The sequence below is a fragment of the Mycobacterium sp. E2699 genome, assembly GCF_001666745.1.
Taxonomy (GTDB): Bacteria; Actinomycetota; Actinomycetes; order Mycobacteriales; family Mycobacteriaceae; genus Mycobacterium.
The window spans coordinates 23,996-41,904 of sequence record NZ_LZJH01000101.1; the positions used below are offsets into that span (position 1 = coordinate 23,996).

General features: G+C 69.6%; 21 protein-coding genes. 6 read left to right on the forward strand and 15 right to left on the reverse strand.

Translation table 11 applies throughout. The features are described from left to right. Positions 1 to 6: 6 nt before the first annotated feature. Positions 7 to 630, reverse strand: a complete 624-nt coding sequence (locus tag A5696_RS18485; protein WP_369803366.1) for a PaaI family thioesterase — start codon at positions 628 to 630, stop codon at positions 7 to 9. 25 nt (positions 631 to 655) lie between these two features. Next, positions 656 to 1,543, reverse strand: a complete 888-nt coding sequence (locus tag A5696_RS18490) for an aldo/keto reductase (protein ID WP_067882200.1) — start codon at positions 1,541 to 1,543, stop codon at positions 656 to 658. A 58-nt stretch (positions 1,544 to 1,601) separates the two neighbouring features. Between A5696_RS18490 and A5696_RS18495 the strand changes: the two genes are divergently transcribed. Then, a complete protein-coding gene (locus A5696_RS18495) occupies positions 1,602 to 2,102 on the forward strand; it encodes a DUF1990 family protein (protein WP_067882203.1) in 501 nt (166 codons plus the stop codon). 7 nt (positions 2,103 to 2,109) lie between these two features. On the opposite strand, the gene A5696_RS18500 is transcribed toward A5696_RS18495, so the two are convergent. The 5 genes from A5696_RS18500 to fdxA are packed head-to-tail and all read right to left on the reverse strand — an operon-like array spanning position 2,110 to position 4,890. Continuing rightward, complete coding sequence (locus A5696_RS18500) at positions 2,110 to 3,045, reverse strand: nitronate monooxygenase family protein (protein WP_067882206.1); 936 nt, start codon at positions 3,043 to 3,045, stop codon at positions 2,110 to 2,112. Positions 3,046 to 3,050: 5 nt separating this feature from the next. Continuing rightward, the gene (locus tag A5696_RS18505) at positions 3,051 to 3,398 is read right to left on the reverse strand and encodes a cupin domain-containing protein (RefSeq protein WP_067882209.1); all 348 of its coding nucleotides are present in this window, start codon (positions 3,396 to 3,398) and stop codon (positions 3,051 to 3,053) included. A gap of 30 nt (positions 3,399 to 3,428) precedes the next feature. Then, positions 3,429 to 3,863, reverse strand: a complete 435-nt coding sequence (locus A5696_RS18510) for a hypothetical protein (protein ID WP_067882211.1) — start codon at positions 3,861 to 3,863, stop codon at positions 3,429 to 3,431. Further along, entirely contained in the window at positions 3,860 to 4,537 is a 678-nt protein-coding gene (locus A5696_RS18515; RefSeq protein ID WP_067882213.1) for a metalloregulator ArsR/SmtB family transcription factor, read from the reverse strand. The genes A5696_RS18510 and A5696_RS18515 overlap by 4 nt, the downstream gene beginning before the upstream one ends. After that, complete coding sequence (fdxA, locus tag A5696_RS18520) at positions 4,534 to 4,890, reverse strand: ferredoxin (RefSeq protein ID WP_067882216.1); 357 nt, start codon at positions 4,888 to 4,890, stop codon at positions 4,534 to 4,536. Before fdxA ends, A5696_RS18515 begins: the two co-directional genes overlap by 4 nt. 53 nt (positions 4,891 to 4,943) lie before the next feature. Here fdxA and A5696_RS18525 point away from each other — a divergent pair, with 53 nt between their 5' ends. Both A5696_RS18525 and A5696_RS18530 read left to right on the forward strand, forming a co-directional pair. Beyond that, complete coding sequence (locus tag A5696_RS18525) at positions 4,944 to 5,291, forward strand: DUF2249 domain-containing protein (protein WP_067882218.1); 348 nt, start codon at positions 4,944 to 4,946, stop codon at positions 5,289 to 5,291. A 126-nt stretch (positions 5,292 to 5,417) separates the two neighbouring features. Next, positions 5,418 to 6,320 (forward strand): universal stress protein, encoded by a 903-nt coding sequence (locus tag A5696_RS18530; protein WP_067882221.1) that lies wholly within the window; start codon positions 5,418 to 5,420, stop codon positions 6,318 to 6,320. A gap of 41 nt (positions 6,321 to 6,361) precedes the next feature. On the opposite strand, the gene A5696_RS18535 is transcribed toward A5696_RS18530, so the two are convergent. The 5 genes from A5696_RS18535 to A5696_RS18555 form a co-directional block, all read right to left on the reverse strand. After that, positions 6,362 to 7,111, reverse strand: coding sequence for a GAF and ANTAR domain-containing protein (locus A5696_RS18535; protein ID WP_067882224.1), 750 nt, complete (start codon positions 7,109 to 7,111; stop codon positions 6,362 to 6,364). Next, a complete protein-coding gene (locus tag A5696_RS18540) occupies positions 7,108 to 7,869 on the reverse strand; it encodes a GAF and ANTAR domain-containing protein (RefSeq protein ID WP_082956396.1) in 762 nt (253 codons plus the stop codon). The genes A5696_RS18535 and A5696_RS18540 overlap by 4 nt, the downstream gene beginning before the upstream one ends. A 107-nt stretch (positions 7,870 to 7,976) precedes the next feature. Then, positions 7,977 to 8,762 (reverse strand): universal stress protein, encoded by a 786-nt coding sequence (locus tag A5696_RS18545; RefSeq protein WP_067882227.1) that lies wholly within the window; start codon positions 8,760 to 8,762, stop codon positions 7,977 to 7,979. A 24-nt stretch (positions 8,763 to 8,786) separates the two neighbouring features. Then, a complete protein-coding gene (locus A5696_RS18550) occupies positions 8,787 to 9,938 on the reverse strand; it encodes a site-2 protease family protein (protein WP_067882255.1) in 1,152 nt (383 codons plus the stop codon). Positions 9,939 to 10,063: 125 nt separating this feature from the next. After that, positions 10,064 to 12,175 (reverse strand): adenosylcobalamin-dependent ribonucleoside-diphosphate reductase, encoded by a 2,112-nt coding sequence (locus tag A5696_RS18555; protein WP_067882230.1) that lies wholly within the window; start codon positions 12,173 to 12,175, stop codon positions 10,064 to 10,066. A 138-nt stretch (positions 12,176 to 12,313) separates the two neighbouring features. Between A5696_RS18555 and A5696_RS18560 the strand changes: the two genes are divergently transcribed. Beyond that, positions 12,314 to 12,748, forward strand: a complete 435-nt coding sequence (locus A5696_RS18560; protein WP_067882233.1) for an Hsp20/alpha crystallin family protein — start codon at positions 12,314 to 12,316, stop codon at positions 12,746 to 12,748. Positions 12,749 to 12,754: 6 nt separating this feature from the next. On the opposite strand, the gene A5696_RS18565 is transcribed toward A5696_RS18560, so the two are convergent. After that, on the reverse strand, positions 12,755 to 13,357 hold the full coding sequence (locus A5696_RS18565) for a hypothetical protein (protein WP_067882235.1): 603 nt from the start codon (positions 13,355 to 13,357) through the stop codon (positions 12,755 to 12,757). Between the two features lie 211 nt (positions 13,358 to 13,568). Between A5696_RS18565 and A5696_RS18570 the strand changes: the two genes are divergently transcribed. Both A5696_RS18570 and A5696_RS18575 read left to right on the forward strand, forming a co-directional pair. Next, positions 13,569 to 13,775, forward strand: a complete 207-nt coding sequence (locus tag A5696_RS18570) for a hypothetical protein (protein ID WP_197517014.1) — start codon at positions 13,569 to 13,571, stop codon at positions 13,773 to 13,775. Between the two features lie 80 nt (positions 13,776 to 13,855). Next, the gene (locus tag A5696_RS18575; RefSeq protein WP_067882238.1) at positions 13,856 to 15,268 is read left to right on the forward strand and encodes a wax ester/triacylglycerol synthase family O-acyltransferase; all 1,413 of its coding nucleotides are present in this window, start codon (positions 13,856 to 13,858) and stop codon (positions 15,266 to 15,268) included. Here A5696_RS18575 and A5696_RS18580 read toward each other — a convergent pair. Together A5696_RS18580 and A5696_RS18585 are read right to left on the reverse strand one after the other, a co-directional pair. After that, positions 15,265 to 16,923 (reverse strand): HAD hydrolase family protein, encoded by a 1,659-nt coding sequence (locus A5696_RS18580; protein WP_067882240.1) that lies wholly within the window; start codon positions 16,921 to 16,923, stop codon positions 15,265 to 15,267. The genes A5696_RS18575 and A5696_RS18580 overlap by 4 nt on opposite strands. 88 nt (positions 16,924 to 17,011) lie before the next feature. Further along, positions 17,012 to 17,909 (reverse strand): WS/DGAT domain-containing protein (locus tag A5696_RS18585; RefSeq protein ID WP_156738477.1); only part of this gene is annotated, 898 nt, incomplete at its 5' end.

Here is a 17,909-nt window from a genome sequence, read left to right on the forward strand (position 1 = left end):
CGCACCTCAGGGCTGGCCAGGCTTGAGCCGCACGAACAGCGCGTCGGCCTCCGTCAGCACGGTGTCGCCGTCGGTCAGCCGGCCCGACACGAAGATCTTGCGCCCGTCCACCCGGTCGATTCCCGCGTCGAACTGCAATTCCTTCTCGATCGGCACGATCTGTCGGTAGTCGATCTTGAGGTAGGCGGTGCGCTGGCGGGGGTCGCCGGTGATCACCGAGGAGGTCAGCCCGAGGACGCTGTCGAACAGCATGCCCAGGGCCCCGCCGTGCACGGCGCCGTTGCGGCCCAGGTGATAGCGGGCGAAGCGCGCCCAGCCGTGGATGCGGCCGTCAGTGCCTTTGCTCGCCTTCATCGGGATGCTCAGGATGTTGCCGCGCATCGGCAGATCCATCCGGCGTCCGGACGGCGACTCCCATTCGTCGGTGTCGAAGGGAGCCAGCAACGCCGAAAGCTTCTCCAACTGGTCCGCGGCTTCGGTGATCACCTCGTCGGGCGCGTCGACGGCGCGGGCGTGGTCCTGCAGCTTGCGCACGGCGTCGATGAACCGGCCGTAGTCCGGGCCGCCCTTGCTCGTCGGATCCGGTGGGTTGAATCCCCCACCTGGGTGTCTGTGATGGTCGCCGGCCACCAGCACACCGTATTGCCCCCCGCGGCTACACCGTGCGCTGGGCTCCCGCGGCAGCCAGCGTCTCGAACTCCTCGTCGCTCAGCGCGATCTCGGCCGCGGCGACGTTCTCCTCCAGGTGCGCGACGCTGGACGTGCCGGGAATGGGCAGCATCACCGGCGAACGCTTCAGCAGCCAGGCCAGCGCCAGCTGCGACGGCGTCGCGTCGTGTTCGGCCGCGATGCGCTGCAGCGGGCCGTCGGGCGCCGCCAAGGGGCCGGCGGCCAGCGGGAACCACGGGATGAAGCCGATGCCCTGGCTGGTCACGGCGTCCAGCAGCGGCTCGGCCGCGCGCGACGCCAGGTTGTACATGTTCTGCACCGACACGATCTCGGTGACCTGCTGGGCCGCTTTAAGCTGCTCGACGTCGATCTCGGACAGGCCGATGTGGCGGATCTTCCCCTCGTTCTTCAGCTTGAGCAGCTCGCCCACCTGGTCGGCCAGCGGGAAGTTGGGGTCGATGCGGTGCAGCTGGAACAGGTCGATGGTGTCGACGCCGAGGCGGCGCAGGCTCATCTCGCATTCCTGGCGCAGGTAGCTCGGGTTGCCGAGCGGGGTCCAGACGTCCGGGCCGGTGCGCAGCAGCCCCGCCTTGGTCGCGATCACCAGGCCTTGATGAGACGAGTAGGGGTGCAGCGCCTCGTGGATGATCTCCTCGGAGATGTAGGGGCCGTAGGAGTCGGCGGTGTCGATGAAGTTGACGCCGAGCTCGACGGCGCGGCGCAGCACCCGCACGCATTCGGCGCGGTCGGCGGGCGGGCCCCAGACGCCCTTGCCGGTTATGCGCATGGCGCCGAAACCGAGCCGGTTGACGGTCAGGTCGCCGCCGAGGGTGAACGTTCCGGATGCTTCTGCAACTGTTTTTTGAGCGGTCACGCATACGACCGTACGCGCCGAAGGTGACCGCGCATCTCGGCGTGGCAAGCTGGGGCTGGTGGACTTGGAAACTCTCGAAGAACTTCCACTCACGTACAACGAGGTGGGCGCAACCGTCGACGGCGAGTTGCCCGCGGGGTACGACCATCAGCATGTCGAGCGCCGAATCGGCACGGGCCGAGAGCGTTTCGAACGGGCGGCGGACGCGGTCATGCACTGGGGCATGCAGCGGGGATCCGGGTTGCGCGTTCAGGCCAGCTCCGAGATCGCGGTCGTCGACGCGGTGCTGGTGGTGCGGATGGGCTTTCTGCCCGCGCCCTGCCGGGTGGTGTACGTCATCGACGAACCCGACATGCGCGGCTTCGCCTACGGCACCCTGCCGGGGCATCCGGAGTCCGGCGAGGAACGCTTCCTCGTGCGCCACGACCCGAACACCTCCGCGGTGTACGCGGAGGTGTCGGCGTTCTCGCGGCCGGCGGCCTGGTGGAGCAAGGCCGGTGGGCCGCTGGTGCGGGTAGCCCAGCGCGTCATCGCCCGCCGCTACCTGCGGGCGGTCTGAGGCTCGTTCACCAGCGGGCCAGCAAACGCTCCGCGCCCGCACACATCTCGTCGATCACCTCCGCCACCGACGCGTCGTCGCGGATCATCCCGACGCCCTCGCCGGCGTCGACGGGCGCGACGCGGCGATCGTCGGCGGCGATCGCGGTGGAGAGTTCGTCGCAGGCCGGCGCATCGAGGGCGTCCTCGCGGCCGGTCCAGCGCGCGACGAAGTCGTTGGCCAACACGCGCGACGGGAAACGCGCCGGCCACGGTAGCCGCTTGGCGACGTCGAAGACCCGGGTGACGACCGTGTCGGTGGCCCGGGCGGCGATCAGCGCGCGGCGGCTGCCGGCACCGGTGAGGGCCTCCGGGCACGCCGCCAGGCGGGTGCCGACCCACGCCCCGCTCGCGCCGGCGGCCAGCACGGCGGCCAGACTGCGCGGCGAGGCGATGCCGCCGCCGGCGAGGACCGGCACCGGCACGGCGTCCAGCACGGCGTCGAGCAACGGCAGCGTGCCGAGCTGCACCGCGCCGTGCCCGCCGCCCTCGGCCCCCCGCGCAACCAGGACGTCGACGCCCGCGTCGGCGGCCCGGCGGGCGCCCTCCCCGTCGTAAACCTGTGTGGCGGTGGGGATTCCGGCGTCGTGCGCCCGGGCGACCCACGACCAGTCGGTGCCGAAGCTGACCGACAACAGGGCGGGCCCGGCGGCCAGCGCGTCTTCGAGCAGACCCTCCTCGTTGCGCATCACCCACTCCACCAGCCCGATCCCGACCCTCCCGCGCACGTGCCGCAGTTCGGCCCGCAGTAACTCTCGGCTCCCGTCGCTGCCCATGCCGACCATGCCCAGCCCCCCGGCGGCGGTGACGGCGGTGGCCAGCCGGCCGCCGGCCACCCCGCCCATCGGGGCGTTGACGATCGGCGCCCGCAGCCCGAACTCCCTCGACCAGGGCGTGGACAACATCCGGGCTAGTGGGCCGCTCCGGGCTGGCTCTTCAGCACGGTCAGCATCACCACCGAATCCTCGACCGCGTGCAGGGCATGCCGTTGCGCCGGGATCGCGACGTAGTCCCCGGCCTTGCCGTCCCAGGCGTCGCCGCCGGTCGTCAGGCGCACGTGGCCCTGCAGCACCTGCAGCGTCGCCTCGCCGGAGCTGTCGTGCTCGGACAGGTCATGGTCGGCGAGCAACGCCAGCACGGTCTGGCGCAGCTCGTGGGTGTGGCCGCCGTGAATGGTGTGCGCGGCGCGTCCGCTGTGCGACTTCCCCGCCTCGGCGAGCTTTTCGGCGGCGAGCGCGGTCAACGAGATGGATTCCATAATCGGCCCCTTCGGTTGTGACAGCCGCAATCAGACGGTCAGTAGCAGTATCCCCGCCACGAGCAGGGCCACCGTCTTGACCGCCTCCAAGCCGACGTAGGCGTAGTGGGCGTGGGACCGCGGTCCCTCGGACCCGGCGAGCACCTGATCGGACCGGCGGGTCAACCGCGGGCGCACCGCGATCAACTGGGCGGCCAGCGCGGCGATGGCGACGGCGAACGGCACGGCGGCGCGCGCGGGCATCGGCCCGCCGGGGGCCGACGCCAGGATCGCCACGATGACGAGGGCGAAGGCCACCTCGACGGTGTTGAGGGCGCGAAAGACCAAGCGCCCGATGCCGAGCCCTATCTGCAGCGTCACGTCGGGCGCGCGGAACTTCAGCGGGGCTTCCAGGAACGAGATCGCCAGCACCATGCCGAGCCAGACGAAGGTCACCGCGACGGCGATCGCCGACCCCGTGCTCACCGGCCGGCCCCGACCGGCTTGAGGTGCGCCAGGCAGAGATCCGGCTCGACGAACGCGTCGAGCCGATCGACGGTGACCGGCGCGGCCAGCGTCTCGAGGGCGCCCTGCATCAGCCCGAGGTGAATGGGACATACGACCGCGCCGCGGGTTTCGGCCAGTTCCAGAAACGGGCAATGGCGCAGCCCGACCAGTTGCCGCCCGTCGGATTCCCGGCGCTCCGGCGCGAATCCCAGCTCGTCGAGCACCCCGACGAGATAGTCGACGGCTTGCTCGGCGCTGGTGGCCCGCGCCGACGGCTGCGGGGCCGATTCCAGGTTGCGTCCCCACGCCCGGCCCGCGGCCATCGCCTTGCCGCGGGGATCGCGGTCGGCGGCCAGCGCCTCGGTCAGGATTTCGGCCAGCAGCCGGTAGTGGCGCGTCCCGCCGCGGTCCATCTGCCGGACCGCCTGGAACATCAGCGGCGGGCGCCCGGGCCCCCTGCGGCCGGGCTCGACCTGCTCGACCCGGCCGTCGCCGACCAGGCTGTCGAGATGGAAGCGCACGGTGTTGGGATGCACGCCGAGTTCTTCGGCGATCGCGATGATGCTCATCGGGGCGGCCGACGAACGCAACAACCGCAGCACCTCGCGGCGGCGATGACCGATGGGTTCTCCGACTGACGTAATCCGCCTCACGCTCCTTTGATCTCGTCGACCCCGGGCTGGCCGGCGACCAACGGTGTGTCGACACCGAGGGCACCGATCTTTGCCGCCCCGCCCGGCGACCCCAGCGGCTCGTCCCGACCGGGCAGCACTTCGGTGAAGAACGCCTCATTATCGGCCAGGTAGGGTCTCAGCTCCTCGGGCAGGTCGTCCTCGTAGTAGATCGCCTCCACCGGACACACCGGCTCGCACGCCCCGCAGTCCACGCACTCGTCGGGCTGGATGTACAGCGCCCTGCCGCCTTCGTAGATGCAGTCCACCGGGCACTCCTCGACGCAGGCCCGGTCCATCACGTCGATGCACGGCTTTCCGATCACGTACGTCATGCGATAAAGTTTACACAAAATCTTTTGTAGAAACCAAGGACTACGGAGAACCAGTGGCAGACAACGAACTTGACGTGTGCGGGCTGCGCAAGCCGGACAAGCACCCGACGATCTTTGCGGCGTTCGGCGCGCTGGCGGTCGGCGACTCCTTGGTGCTGGTGAACAACCACGACCCCAAGCACCTGCGGGACGAGTTCGACGCCGACCACCCCGGCGGCTACGGCTGGGAGTACCTCGACAAGGGGCCACGGGTCTGGCGGATCCGGATCACCAGGCTCACCTCCACCCCGTCGCCCCGAATCCTGGCCGACACCAACGACTTCGACACGAAAACCGGCCCCGACGGGCTGCGCCTCCCGCTGGAGCCGGTCGTGAAAACTTCTGCGCCACCGCCGCTCTGACGCCCGCCGCCAGGGGACCTCTGCTCGTCGAATCTGTGACAAACGGCTCTGCTGGCCGACGCGCCCGCGCCAATAGCGTCGTGCGTGAAAGACAGCCGATTGACACCGACGAACAGAGGACATGCCATGTCATCGCGCCATGCAGCTACGGGACCCATGGGGATCGTCGTCGGCATCGACGACTCTCCGGCCGCACGGGTTGCGGTGCAGTGGGCGGCACGCGAGGCCGAGCTGCGAAGAATCCCCCTGACACTCGTCTACGCGGTTTCGCCGGAGGTTTCGACCTGGCTGCGCACGCCGCCGCCGCCAGGCGTGATGCGCTGGCAACAGGATCACGGTCGCCGGCTCATCGACGGCGCGCTCAAGGTCGTCGAAGAGTCCACCGCGTCCGGCGGTCCCGCCGGCGTCCACACCGAAATCCTTTCGTCGGGCGCGGTTCCCGCGCTGGTCGACCTGTCCAAGGAAGCCGAGCTGGTGGTGGTGGGGGCACAGGGCAGCGGGCGCTGGCCCGGTCGGCTGCTCGGCTCGGTCAGTTCGGCCCTGCTGCGGCACGCGCATTGCCCGGTCGCGATCGTCCACGAGGAGGACTTGCCGGCGGCCGCCGCCGGTCAGTCGCCGGTGCTGGTCGGCATCGATGGTTCGCCGGCATCCGAGTCGGCCACCGCGATCGCCTTCGACGAAGCCTCGCGCCGCCACACCGGCCTGGTCGCCCTGCACGCGTGGAGCGACCTCGACATCTCGGAGTGGCCCGGAGTCGATTGGCCCGCAACGCAATCCATGGCCGAAGAGGTGCTGGCCGAGCGGCTGGCGGGTTGGCAGGAACAGTACCCCGACGTGCAGGTGGCGCGGGTCGTCGTGCAGGCCCAGCCCGCGCGCCGGCTCGTCGAGGCATCGCTGGATGCCCAGCTGGTCGTGGTCGGCAGCACGGGGCGCGGCGGATTCGCCGGGATGCTGGTGGGTTCGGTCGGCGAGACCGTCGCCCAGATGGCGCGGGTGCCGGTCGTCGTGGCGCGCGAGGCGCCGGCCTAGCTTTCGCGTCGAGCCGGTAAGTGCCGCGGATCCGCTGAGAATCAGTCAATCGGTGCTATGCCGCCCACGCGATCCACGAGGTCGGCGACCGCGGGATCGTTACGGACCACGTCGTGGGCGACGTCGGTCAACTTCCGGTCCTGACGACGGGCGTAGCGCCGCAACAATTCGGACGCCTCACCGACAGTGATGCGACCGCGTTCAGCCAGAATGCCTTTCGCCTGCTCGAAGCTCAGACGGTTGTTGAGCGCGGCCTGCAACTGTTCGGTCAGCAGATCCCGCTGACATATGACTCGTTGCTGCAGCAGCCCGATGGCAGCCACGTCGGTCAATGCCTGGGCAACGGTGCGTAATTGGGGATCAAGACCACCGCGCGTCTGCGTGAACAGGTTCATTCCGCCGATGACCTCCCCGCGCAACCGCATGGGCAGCGCGTGCACGGCCGCGAACCCGATGTCGAGGGCCTTCGGGACGAAATGCGGCCACCGGTCGGATTCGGTGGAAAGGTCCGGGCAATCGACGGGCCGCCCGGTCCGGTAGCAGTCCAGGCAAGGACCCTCGGCGTGTTGCAATTGGAACAACTCCAGCACGCGGGCCTGCTCACTGGATGCGGCGACGACGTTGAGGCCGCCGTGATTGTCGGCGACCAACAGCCCGACCGCCTCTACGCCCAGGGCCTGCTGCGTGCGCACCGACACCAGGTGGAAAAAGTCGACCAGGTCGAAGTCGGCGACGAGCGTGTCCGCCAGTTCGACAAACGAATCCGCGATGGCGGGCTGCGGGCCGGTCATGGCTGCACCCGGCTGCCCTGGCCCGCCGAAGGTTTCGCGTCGTCCGGCCGGAAGCGCAACCGGCGTTCCACCACGGCGCGTGCGACATCGGTGAGTCGCGCGTTGTGGCTGTAGGCGTACGCGCGCAGCCGCACCAACGCGTCGAGCACCGACGAGCCGAGTTGCACGGAGATCATGCCGGCCGCCTGGTGCACCTCCGCGTGCCACAGCACCGGACCGAGTCCATCGGGATCGTCACCGTCCACCGCGGTGGAGATGCCGCATTCGGCGTCGAGCACCAGCAGCAGCGCGGTGTCGGCGTAGACCAAGGCGTCCATCAGTTGTTCCCGGTCGAGGGGACCCGGCGTGTCGTGATAGAGGTCGAGCACTCCCACGCGGAGCGCGCCCAGCGCCAGCGGAAGGCTGTACATGGCGCGCACCCCGAGCCGACTCACGTCGGTTGCGAACATCGGCCATCGGTGGTTGCCCATCGGCGCGGCCATGTCCGCGACGAGAATCGGCCTGCCCGACTCGTGCGCGTCAATTCCCGGGCCCTCGCCCACGGTCGCTTGCAATTCTTCAACCGCACCGGCATGCGAATCGGTGACACAGAGCGGTTCGAGCGACCCCGTGCCGCTGGGCAAAATCAGGCCGGCGCCGCTGACGCCGACCGCCTCCACGCACGCCAGGCACGCGTGCCTCGGCGAGATCGTGGACCCCTCGCGCTGCGCGAGCATCGCGATCGAGGTCCAGATCCGGGAGGTGCGAGCACCGATCACCGCTGATCACCCTCCCCGACGGGCCATTTTGTTACCCGGTGATCATCGACTCGTCGCGGGCCGGGCGTAAGTGCCAAAGGTCACTTCTCAAGGGCGGCGCGCGGCCGTCAGCGCACGACGAGCACCGAGCATTCGGGGTGGCGGAAAAGTGGGTGCCCGTGCGGCCCGACGAGCCGCGCCAGCTGGTCGGCCTCGTCGCCGCCGATCACCGCGAGCAGGACCTGCTCGTCATTGGCTGTCAGGAAGCCGGAGATGGCGTCCTTCGTGGTGATCGGGTAGACGCGCACCTCGGGATGGCGCCGCCGCCAATCCTGCACACGCCGTTCGAACTGCCCGTCGGCGTGTTCGGTGAGATCCTCCGGCCGGCCCCCGAGCACGAGCATGGGCGCCCGGCGCAACTTCGCTTCCGCCACAGCGTATTTGACGACGATGTCGTTGCCGGGTGCGTCGGTCATCCGGACGACGATCCAATTGATGTCGGGCGGTGGCCGCTCGGTGCGCAGGACCGCGACCGGGCAATGCGCCTTCTCGGCGAGCTCGGTCGCCGTCGAACCCAGGATCGAGCGCGCGAAGCGCCCGATCCCCACCGATCCCACGCAGATCATCTCGGCATCCGAGGACGCCTCGACCAGCAGCGGCCCGGCGGGCCCCCGCAATATGTCGGTTTCGACGGTGACCGTGGCGCGGCCGGCCTCGATCGCGGATCGCGCCTCGCGAAGCGACTTCTCGGCGTGCACGAGGTCGCGTGCGTAGTCGTCGGTGGACGGGTGCGTCAGCTTCATGACCGCGACGAGGCGCAGCGGCGCACCACGGCTGATCGCCTCGTCGGCGGCCCACAGCGCGGCCGCGACGGCCGCCGCGGAGCCGTCGATGCCCACGATGATCGGTTTCATAAGCCCGCCAACATCTTTCGGCTCTCAGGAATGGCCTGTCAGGGCCGGTCCGGGCTGGGAGAGCCGATAGACGTCCATCAGCCGGGTGAGGTCGCTGGGCGTGACGATGCCGATCACGTCGCCGCCGTCGACCACCAGCGCGCGGCTGCGCGGGCCGACCGGTGTCATCCGCTCGAGCAGCGCCGTCAGGGGCTCCTGCGGTCCCGCGGTGGGCACCGCGTCCAGCGGCAGGGCGATGTCGACCACGTTGGTGGTGCCGCGCCGGCCCGGGGCGAGGTCGCGCAGCTGGCTCAGCGTGACCAGCCCGACGATCGACCCGTTTTGGTCGGCCACCGGGTACGCCGAGTGTCGGTCGCCCAGCACATAGCGCTGGATGAAATCGTCGACGGTGATCCACCCGGGTGCGGTGTGCGGCCGGGCGGTCATCGCGTCGGCCACGCGCACACCGGCGAAGAGCTGCTGGGTGGTTATCCGCATCTCCTCCTCGCGACTGGCGGCGAAGATGAACCAGCCGATGAACGCCAGCCAGACGCCGCCGACGACGCCGCCCGCCACGAACTCGGCCAGCCCCAGGGCGATCAGGACGAACGCGACGATCCGCCCGGCGTGCGCCGCGCCGATGCCGGCGCGCACGAGGTCGCCGTGGCGGCGCCACAGGTACGCCCGCAGGACCCGGCCGCCGTCCAGCGGGGCGCCCGGCAACAGGTTGAACAGGCCCAGCAGCAGGTTGATGCCGGCCAGCCAGGCGGCGACCCCGACGACGATCGGAGCGCCGCCGACGCTGCGCAGCGCCGCGACGAGGCCGCCGAACGTCGCGGCCAGCGCCAGGCTGGTGGCGGGGCCCGCGATGGCGATCCGGAAGGCGGCTTTGGGAGTCTTCGCCTCGCCGTCGAGCGTGGTCACCCCGCCGAACAGCCAGAGCGTCACACTGCCCACGCCTACCCCCGCGCGGCGGGCGACGATCGCATGCGCGAGTTCGTGCGCCAGCAGCGACGCCAGCAGCACCAGCGCGCCACAGGCGCCCGCGAGCCAATAGGCCGCGGTCGAATACCCTTTGGCGGTGCTCGGCAGCGTGGTCGCCAGGCTCCAGGTGAACAACCAGAGGATGACCAGCACGCTCCAGTGCACCTTCACCGGGAAACCGGCGACCCGTCCTAGCGGGATCGCGTCGTGCACTTCCAGAACCTCCAAAGTCGTTGGCCCGCGTGAGGCCACTCCACCCTGCAGCCGAAACTAAGGTGGCGCCGTGGCCGCGACTAGGGCCGTTGGACCTTGCGCCAGCGGCCAATGGACCTGCCCGGTCAGAACTCGCAGATGTGGCCCACGCAGCCGCCGCTGAAGGTGGGGTCGGCGGACACCGGCGCGTGTTCGGTAGCCGGGCCGGCATAGGTCAGCACCTGTCCGGGCCGACTGCCGTAACGGTAAACCGTGATGCCTTTGACCTTCGCTCTCCATGCGGCCAAATAGAGCGAGCGAACATCGTCGACGGTCGCATCGGCGGGCAGGTTGACGGTTTTGGACACCGCCGCATCGACGTGGCGCTGCACGGCGGCCTGCATCCGCAGGTGCCACTCCGGAGCGATTTCCGCCGCGGTCGGAAATGCGGCGCGGACCTCCGCGGGCAGGTGCGGGTACTGGCGCACGCCGCCACGGCGTGCGATCTCGGCGATCAACTCAGGACGATAGAAGCCCCGATCGCGGGCGAGCCGATCGAAGCACGGGTTGACCTCCAGGAGGCGCCGGCCGATGACCGAGCGCGTGTAGGCGATCGCGAACATCGGCTCGATCCCCGCGGTGGTGCCCGCAATCAGGGAGATCGTGCCGGTCGGGGCGATCGACGTGAGCTGGGCGTTGCGCCGCGGCGTCGAGCCCGCAAACCGGCTGTCGCCGAACGCCGGAAACGGTCCCCGCTCGTCGGCCAGGCGCGCCGACGCCGCCCGCGTCGCCTGCTCGATGCAGCGCGCGATCCGGCCGGCCAAACGGACCCCTCGCTCGCTGTCGTACGGAATCCCCAAGCCGGCCAACATCTCCGCCAATCCCATGACGCCCAGCCCGATCTTTCGGGTCGCCCGGGTGGCCGCCCCGATCTCCGCGACGGGATACCCGCTGACGTCGATCACATCGTCGAGAAAGCGCACGGCCAGCTCGGCGACCTGCGCCAGCCGATCCCAATCGACGCCGCCGCCGCTGACCATCCGGGCGAGGTTGATCGAGCCCAGGTTGCACGACTCGTACGGCAGCAATGGGACCTCCCCGCACGGGTTGGTTGCCTCGATCCGGCCCCGCGCCGGCGTGGGATTGGCGCGATTGATCGTGTCGAGGAACACCAATCCCGGGTCGCCGCACCGATGCGCGGCCGCGCAGATCGCCGTGAACAGGTCGGCGGCGGGCACTCGCGCGACCGTCTTGCCGGTTCGCGGGTTGACCAGACGGTGCTCACCGCCGCGCGTGACGGATCGCAAGAACGCGTCCGTCACGCCCACCGAGAGGTTGAACTGGGTCAGCGCGCTGTGGGAATCCGCTTTGGCGCTGACGAATTCGAAGATGTCGGGGTGTGAAACGTCCAGCACCGCCATCGACGCTCCGCGCCGCCGTCCGCCCATCGAGACGACGTCCGCCGCGGTGTCGAAGAGCCGAAGGAAAGACATCGGCCCGCTCGCCGCGCCCCCGGTGCGGGTCACCCGATCGCCCGCGGGACGTAGGTGACCGAACGCGTAGCCGGTGCCGCCTCCGGCCTGGTGGATCTCAGCGCTGTGGGCGAGCGCGAGGAAGATCGAGCGGAGCGAATCCTCAATCGGCAGAACGAAACACGCGGACAGCAGGCCCAGTTCAGTGCCCGCGTTCATCAGCGTCGGCGAATTCGGCAAGAACTCCAGGCCGCGCAGCAGCGTCGAAAACCGCTCCGCCCACTTCGCCGAGGAACCGCGCCGGAAGGTTTCTTCGGCCGCCGCGACGCAGCTGGCGACGCGGTCCATCATCTCACCGGTCGATTCGGTCGGCCTGCCGTCCTCACCGGACAGCAGGTAGCGCTCGCCGAGCACTGTCGCCGCTGCCACGCTCAACTTGAGCTCGTCGCGCACGCCCAGCAGCTCCTTGGCGGCGCGCAACTCCGCGTGGTGTTGCCGATAGACCATGTACGCGCGGGCCACGTCGTCCAACCCTGCTGCGACCAGCTGGGCCTCGACGAAGTCCTGGATCTCCTCGACCGCAGCGATCTTGGCGCGGGGCCGGCGGGCCAGCGCGTCGGCGACCGCCTTGGCGACCCGGCCCGGCGCGCCGGGGTCCCGGTGCCCGGCCTCGCGAGCGGCCCGTGCGATCGCCGCCTCGATGCGGCCCGGGTCGAAGGGCACCAGCCGCCCGTCGCGGCGCCGGACGCTCGCCGGCCACCGCGCACCGCTCGGCGGACTGCTCATCTCCCGAGTATCCCCGCCTTTCACCGAAATTCAGCAGCCGTAAACCCAATGAGGACTTGAGTCCCTATCGCCTCGGCGGCCGCGGTGGTCGGATTGAGGCGTCGTTTCTGGCAACTCACAACATTTCAGGAGAACACAATGACCAGCACCCTTCCTGCGACCCAGAAGCCACAGCATTCGCTGTTCCCCGAGTTTGCGGACTTCTTCGCGGGGTTCCCTTCGTTCGCCGGCATCCGCCCGATGTTCGACACCCGGCTGATGCGGCTCGAGGACGAGATAACCGACGGTCGCTACGAGGTTCGCGCCGAGATCCCCGGCATCGACCCGGCGAAGGACGTCGACATCACCGTCCGCGACGGTCAGCTCACCATCAAGGCCGAACGCAGCGAGAAGAAGGAATTCGACGGCCGCTCGGAATTCTCGTACGGCTCGTTCGTCCGCACGGTCTCGCTGCCGTCCGGCGCCGACGACGACGACATCAAGGCTACCTACGACAAGGGCATCCTGACTGTCTCCGTGGGTATTTCGAAGCCCGCTCCCGCCGAGAAGCACGTGCAGGTGGCCACCGGCTAGCCGAGTTCAAACCGCCGATCGGGTCGGCGTCGTCGTCTGGGACCGCTCGACCCGTCGCTTGACGCCGAGCAACAAGGCGCGGGTGCCCAGCGTGATGACCGGCCTGGCCAGTTCCATGGCGAACACCTCGCCGGGGTGGCGCAGCGCGATTCGGGCGCGGGTGAGGAGCCGGACGCGGTCTTCCCAGTGCGGCTGAATGTGGAAGGACCACACCGCATTCCAGCGCCGATCCGCTCGTGTGGCGTTGAGCACGACATATTTTTCTCCGACGAGCTCGGCGACGCTCAACGTCACCCCGTCGGGCAGGCCCATCCAGCCCTCGGGCGCCAGGCGCACGACATCGCCGACCGCGAGCTGTTCGCACTCCGAGCCGGCGTCGCGGCGCACCTGGCCGGCCCGCATCAGCTCCGCCCACACCGCGGACACCGGCGCGTCGATGTACACCGCCTCGGTCGTCTGGATCGCCGGATCCGGCACCGACCCGTCGCCGGGCAGCACCATCCGGCACTCCGCCTTGGTCGCGCCCCAATTGCGGTAATACTGTCGCGCGCCGTACAGCAGACCGAGCAGCGCCGCCGCCTCGGTGGTCCGTCTCATCGCGTAGGCCATGACGCCAGTTTCGGTGGACGGCGCCGCCGTCCGACAGGGCCAATGGTCCCTGTGCCGAGGCCAATGTGCCCCACGCGCCTTCGGGGACTTTGGACCCTATCCGCAATCTCCGCGTGACGGAATAATGACCTCGTCTGACGTAACTTAGCGTGCGGCGGTTGCGGCTGAACAAAGGAGCATGACGGTTATGGGTTTGAACCCACCGTTGTTACTGACCGATACTGACGTAGACGCCCTCGCGCGGGAATTCTTGCTCTCCCGCTACCTCGGCCCCATTTATGCCGACTGGTCTCCCGATCGGCGGCTGGACACCTTCCTGCGGCGGCGCGGCCTGTCCCGTGTCGCCGACGACGGGGACCTGTCCACGATCGTGCTGGACCGCATCATGGCCCGGGTGAGCGGCGGGTCGCGCTCCTAGCTTCGGGACCAACGGCACTACCGGCGCTCGCGGCGCGGACGCATAGTGATGCAGACCGCCGCGATCGGAGATGAGCGCCGATGGAACACCTGTCAACCATGGAGGCCAGCTTCCTGGAGGCCGAGGACGCCGACCGGCACCTGAGTCTGGCGATCGGCACGCTGGCCGTCATCGATGGGCCGATGCCCGATGTGGAGGCGTTCACCGCGGCACTGCGCGAGCGGATACGCGGCGTCCCCCGGTTCACGCAGCGGGTGCACAAGCACGCCCTCGAGCTGGCGGCGCCCGAATGGATCGACGACCCCCACTTCGACATCGCCCATCACGTGCGGCGGGCGGCGTTGCCCCAACCCGGCGACGACGCCGCGCTGTTCCGGCTGATCGCCGACCTGATGGAGCGCAGGCTGGATCGCGACCACCCGCTGTGGGAGTGCTGGGTCGTCGAGGGCCTTCCGGAGGGGCGGTGGGCGGCCCTGGTCAAGGTCCACCACTGCATCGCCGACGGGATCGCGACGGTACAGATGTTGACCAGCATGGCCGACCCGGGCGGCGCGGGTGAGACGTTCGCCGGCGACATCCGCGCCGCCAACGAGCTGCCGTCGTCGATCGTCCTTTCGGCCGGACTCAGCCGCAATCCGCTGACCTGGGCGGGCGGGCTATGGCGCGCCTCGCTGGCGACCACCGCGGTCGCCGCGCAGACGGCAAGGGGCGCAGCGGAATTCGTCACCGGGCTGGCGGTGCCGGCGGCGGGGTCGTCGCTGCGCGGCCCAGTGGCCAACATGCGGCGTTACAGCGCGGCGCGGGTGTCACTCAAAGAGGTCGAGACGGTGTGCGAGGCCTTCGGCGTGACGCTCAACGACGTGGCGCTGGCGGCGATCACCGACAGTTACCGCACCATGCTGCTGCGTCGCGGCGAGAAGCCCCGGCGCAACTCGCTGCGCACCCTGGTTCCGGTGTCGGTGCGCGCGCCGGATGCCATGAACCGCACCGACGTTCGCGTGTCGGCGATGCTGTCATCGCTGCCCGTCGACCAGCAGGACCCGGTCAAGCGGCTCAGGCTCGTGCACGCCCGGCTGGACAGGCTCAAGAGCAGCGGCGAGCGACAGGCCGCCAGCACCTTCGTCACGCTGACCAACTACGTGCCGTTCGTGTTGAGCGCGTGGGCGATTCGGCTGCTGACGCGGCTGCCGCAGCGCAGTATCGTCACCCTGGCGACCAACGTGCCGGGCCCGCGCCGGCGGCTGCAGGTGCTCGGGCGCCCGGTGGAAGAGCTGCTGCCGATACCGCCGATCGCCATGCAGTTGCGCACGGTGATCAGCATGCTGACCTACGTCGACGAACTCGTCTTCGGCGTCACCGCGGACTACGACGCCACACCCGACGTGGACGAGCTCGCCAGCGGCATCGAACTCGGCGTCGCACGGCTGGTCACCCGCGCCCTGGCGCGCAAGCCGGCGAAGCGGAGCCGTCACCCCGCCAGGCTGGCCACCTAGCGTTCTTCGGAAGGCAGGTAACGCTTTTCCACCGCCCGCACGAGCTGGTCGCGGATGCGTTCCACGTCGGCGGCCCGGTGGGCCTCCAGCTCGTCCTCCCATGCCGCCACCAGCAACGCGAAGTCTTTGTCGGCGATCGTGCCCTCGAGCCAGTGCGAGAAATCCCCGCGTTCGAGATGGTATTCGAGTGCCTGCTGATCGAGATGTCTTACCGCAGTGCAGAAGTCGTGCATGCTCGCGGCCGCGGGGATCGATTCGCCGTTGGTCGTGCGAAAGTAGAACCGCCGTTCTGGCGGGAGCCGGACGTCGGCGTACTTGTGCCGGTGCCGCACGTGTTCGGTGCGGCGGTCCGCGATGGTGAACCCGCGTGGCGGCTGCGATCCGAAACGGATGGCGGCCCTCCGTCGCGAGGCGATGTCCGCCGCGATGTCGCGATCGCCGAGCGTTATCGCGACGTCGCTGGTATCGATCTCGTGCGCGGGAAGCGCCGCCGGCGCGAACGAACACAACACGTAACCGCCGCGGCGTGCCCAGTGCGCTTCCTCGTCGCCGCCGAGCAGGTGGGCCTCGTCGTAGACGACCCAGTGCGGGAAGCCGCGCTGTTCGCGGTGCGCCTCGGCGGTCGACCGCAATCGGCGCACATAGTCGCTCTTGCTGGGCTCGGGCAGTCCCGACATGTCGACCACCACGCTGGAGTCCGGCCGCAGCGCGTTGACGACCTCGGCCGGTTCGGGCAGGTGGTGGCCCCCGTCGACAACCTGCACCTGGCTGAGCTGCTGCAGCTGCAGGTGATCACCCTCGGGGTCGATGACGAGCACGCAGTAGCCGGCCAGCACCCATTGTTCGGCCATCAGGCCGAGCAGGTAGCTCTTTCCCGAGGCGGCCGGTCCGGTCACCAGGATGCGGCCCTGGCTTCCCGGCAACCGGGTCGTGGCCCCGTCGTCGAACGTGCCGATGTCGACCCAGTGGCGTGGCGGGCACCAGCGTTGCGCCCCAGACAGATACGGCTGGGTGAGCAGCTCGGCGACACCGGCCCCGTCCGGTTGCTCCAGGACGACGTCGGCGAATCGCCGCACCGACGAGACGGCGTCGGCAACCGCGGCGCCGATCTCGGCGACGCCGAGCAACGACAAGTCGTTCTCGGCGTCCCCCACCGCCACGGCATTGTGCGGCGACAGGCTCATTCTTTCCAGGAGGGCGGCCAGCCCGGTGCCCTTGGTGGTGCCCGCCGGCAACACCATCAGCGCCGACCGGTTGCGGATGACCTGGTAGTCCATCCCCAGCTCACCGATCGCCTCGACGACGTCGGCGGTGTGCTCCTCACCGTCGATGGCGACCAGCACCTGGCCGCGCCGGCATGGGATGCCCCGCGCGGCGAGCGCCTCGTCCAGGCCGGGGTCCACCGGTTCCGCCAGCACGTGGGTGCGCCCGTCGATCACCGCCACCGCACCGTTTTCCAGTACCAGCGCATCGACGTGATCGGCGAGCCAAGGGAATTCGGCATGCAATTCTGCTGCGATGCGGCCGGTGGCCAGCACGACGGTCAGGCCGTCCCGCCGGGCCCGGTCGATCGCCGCAACGGCCGGCGGGGACAGCTTGCCGGCCGATGCAATGGTGCCGTCGACGTCGACTGCGACGACTTTAAAAAATGCCACAGCCTTTCCTATCTGCGTTTCCCCGCCCCGAAGCCAAGGCGGGCGGTATGGGTCTTTGCAGGGCCTTTTGGCATGCGCACGGCCGCGCTCAATCCACGCTCACGATGGATTCCAGCTCGGTCAGGCACTCCTCGGTGAGCGGGATCAGCGTGTCGATGTCGGGCACCAGGTCGGCGCCCGCGACGTAGCCGAAGCCGATCCGGTCCGCGTAGGAACACGTCGTCACGTTGAAGGCCATTCCGTCGAACACCGTCGACACGGGATACATGTCGTCGACATGGGCCCCGTTCCAATACATTTCGGCGTCCGGACCGGGCACGTGCGAGATGGGCAGGTTGTAGCCGGTGCGCACCTTGGGCGCGAACGACAGCAGGGGGACGACCACCGTCGCGGCGATGCTCGGCGCGGTGGTCAGCAGCGATACCGCCGACCCCCGCTTGGCAACCGAGCGCTTTCCTTCCGACATCGACCGGTGGATCAGATCCAGCCGGGCGGCCGGGTCGTCGACATCGGTGCCCAGCGGACACAGCCAGAGGCCGAACATGTTGCCATGGTTGTCGTTCGCCGCGTCGTACTCGCGAGCGCGCACCGTGATCGGGCAGATGGCCACCAGCGACTGTTTGGGCAACTCCCCCCGCTCGAGCAGCCAGCGGCGCACCGCCCCGGCCACCATCGCGGTCACCACGTCATTGCCGGTGGCCCCGGTGGCCCGTTGCACCGCCTGGATGCGGTCCTTCGCCCAGCTGCCGGCCGCGACGACGCGTTTCGGCCCCAGGCGGCCGTTGAACCGCGTGTAGGGCGCCTCGAACGGCAACACGGTGGTGTGCCCGACGAGCGTGTCGAAGACGTTCGAGATCTCGCCCGTGACGGCCCGCCCGATGAGCCCGACGCTCGATGTCGCGGCGCCCAGCAACGAGCGCACCGGGGCCACCACGCGTGACGCCAGCCCGCCCGCCGCCGCGCGGGGCGAGGAGGCATGACGGCGG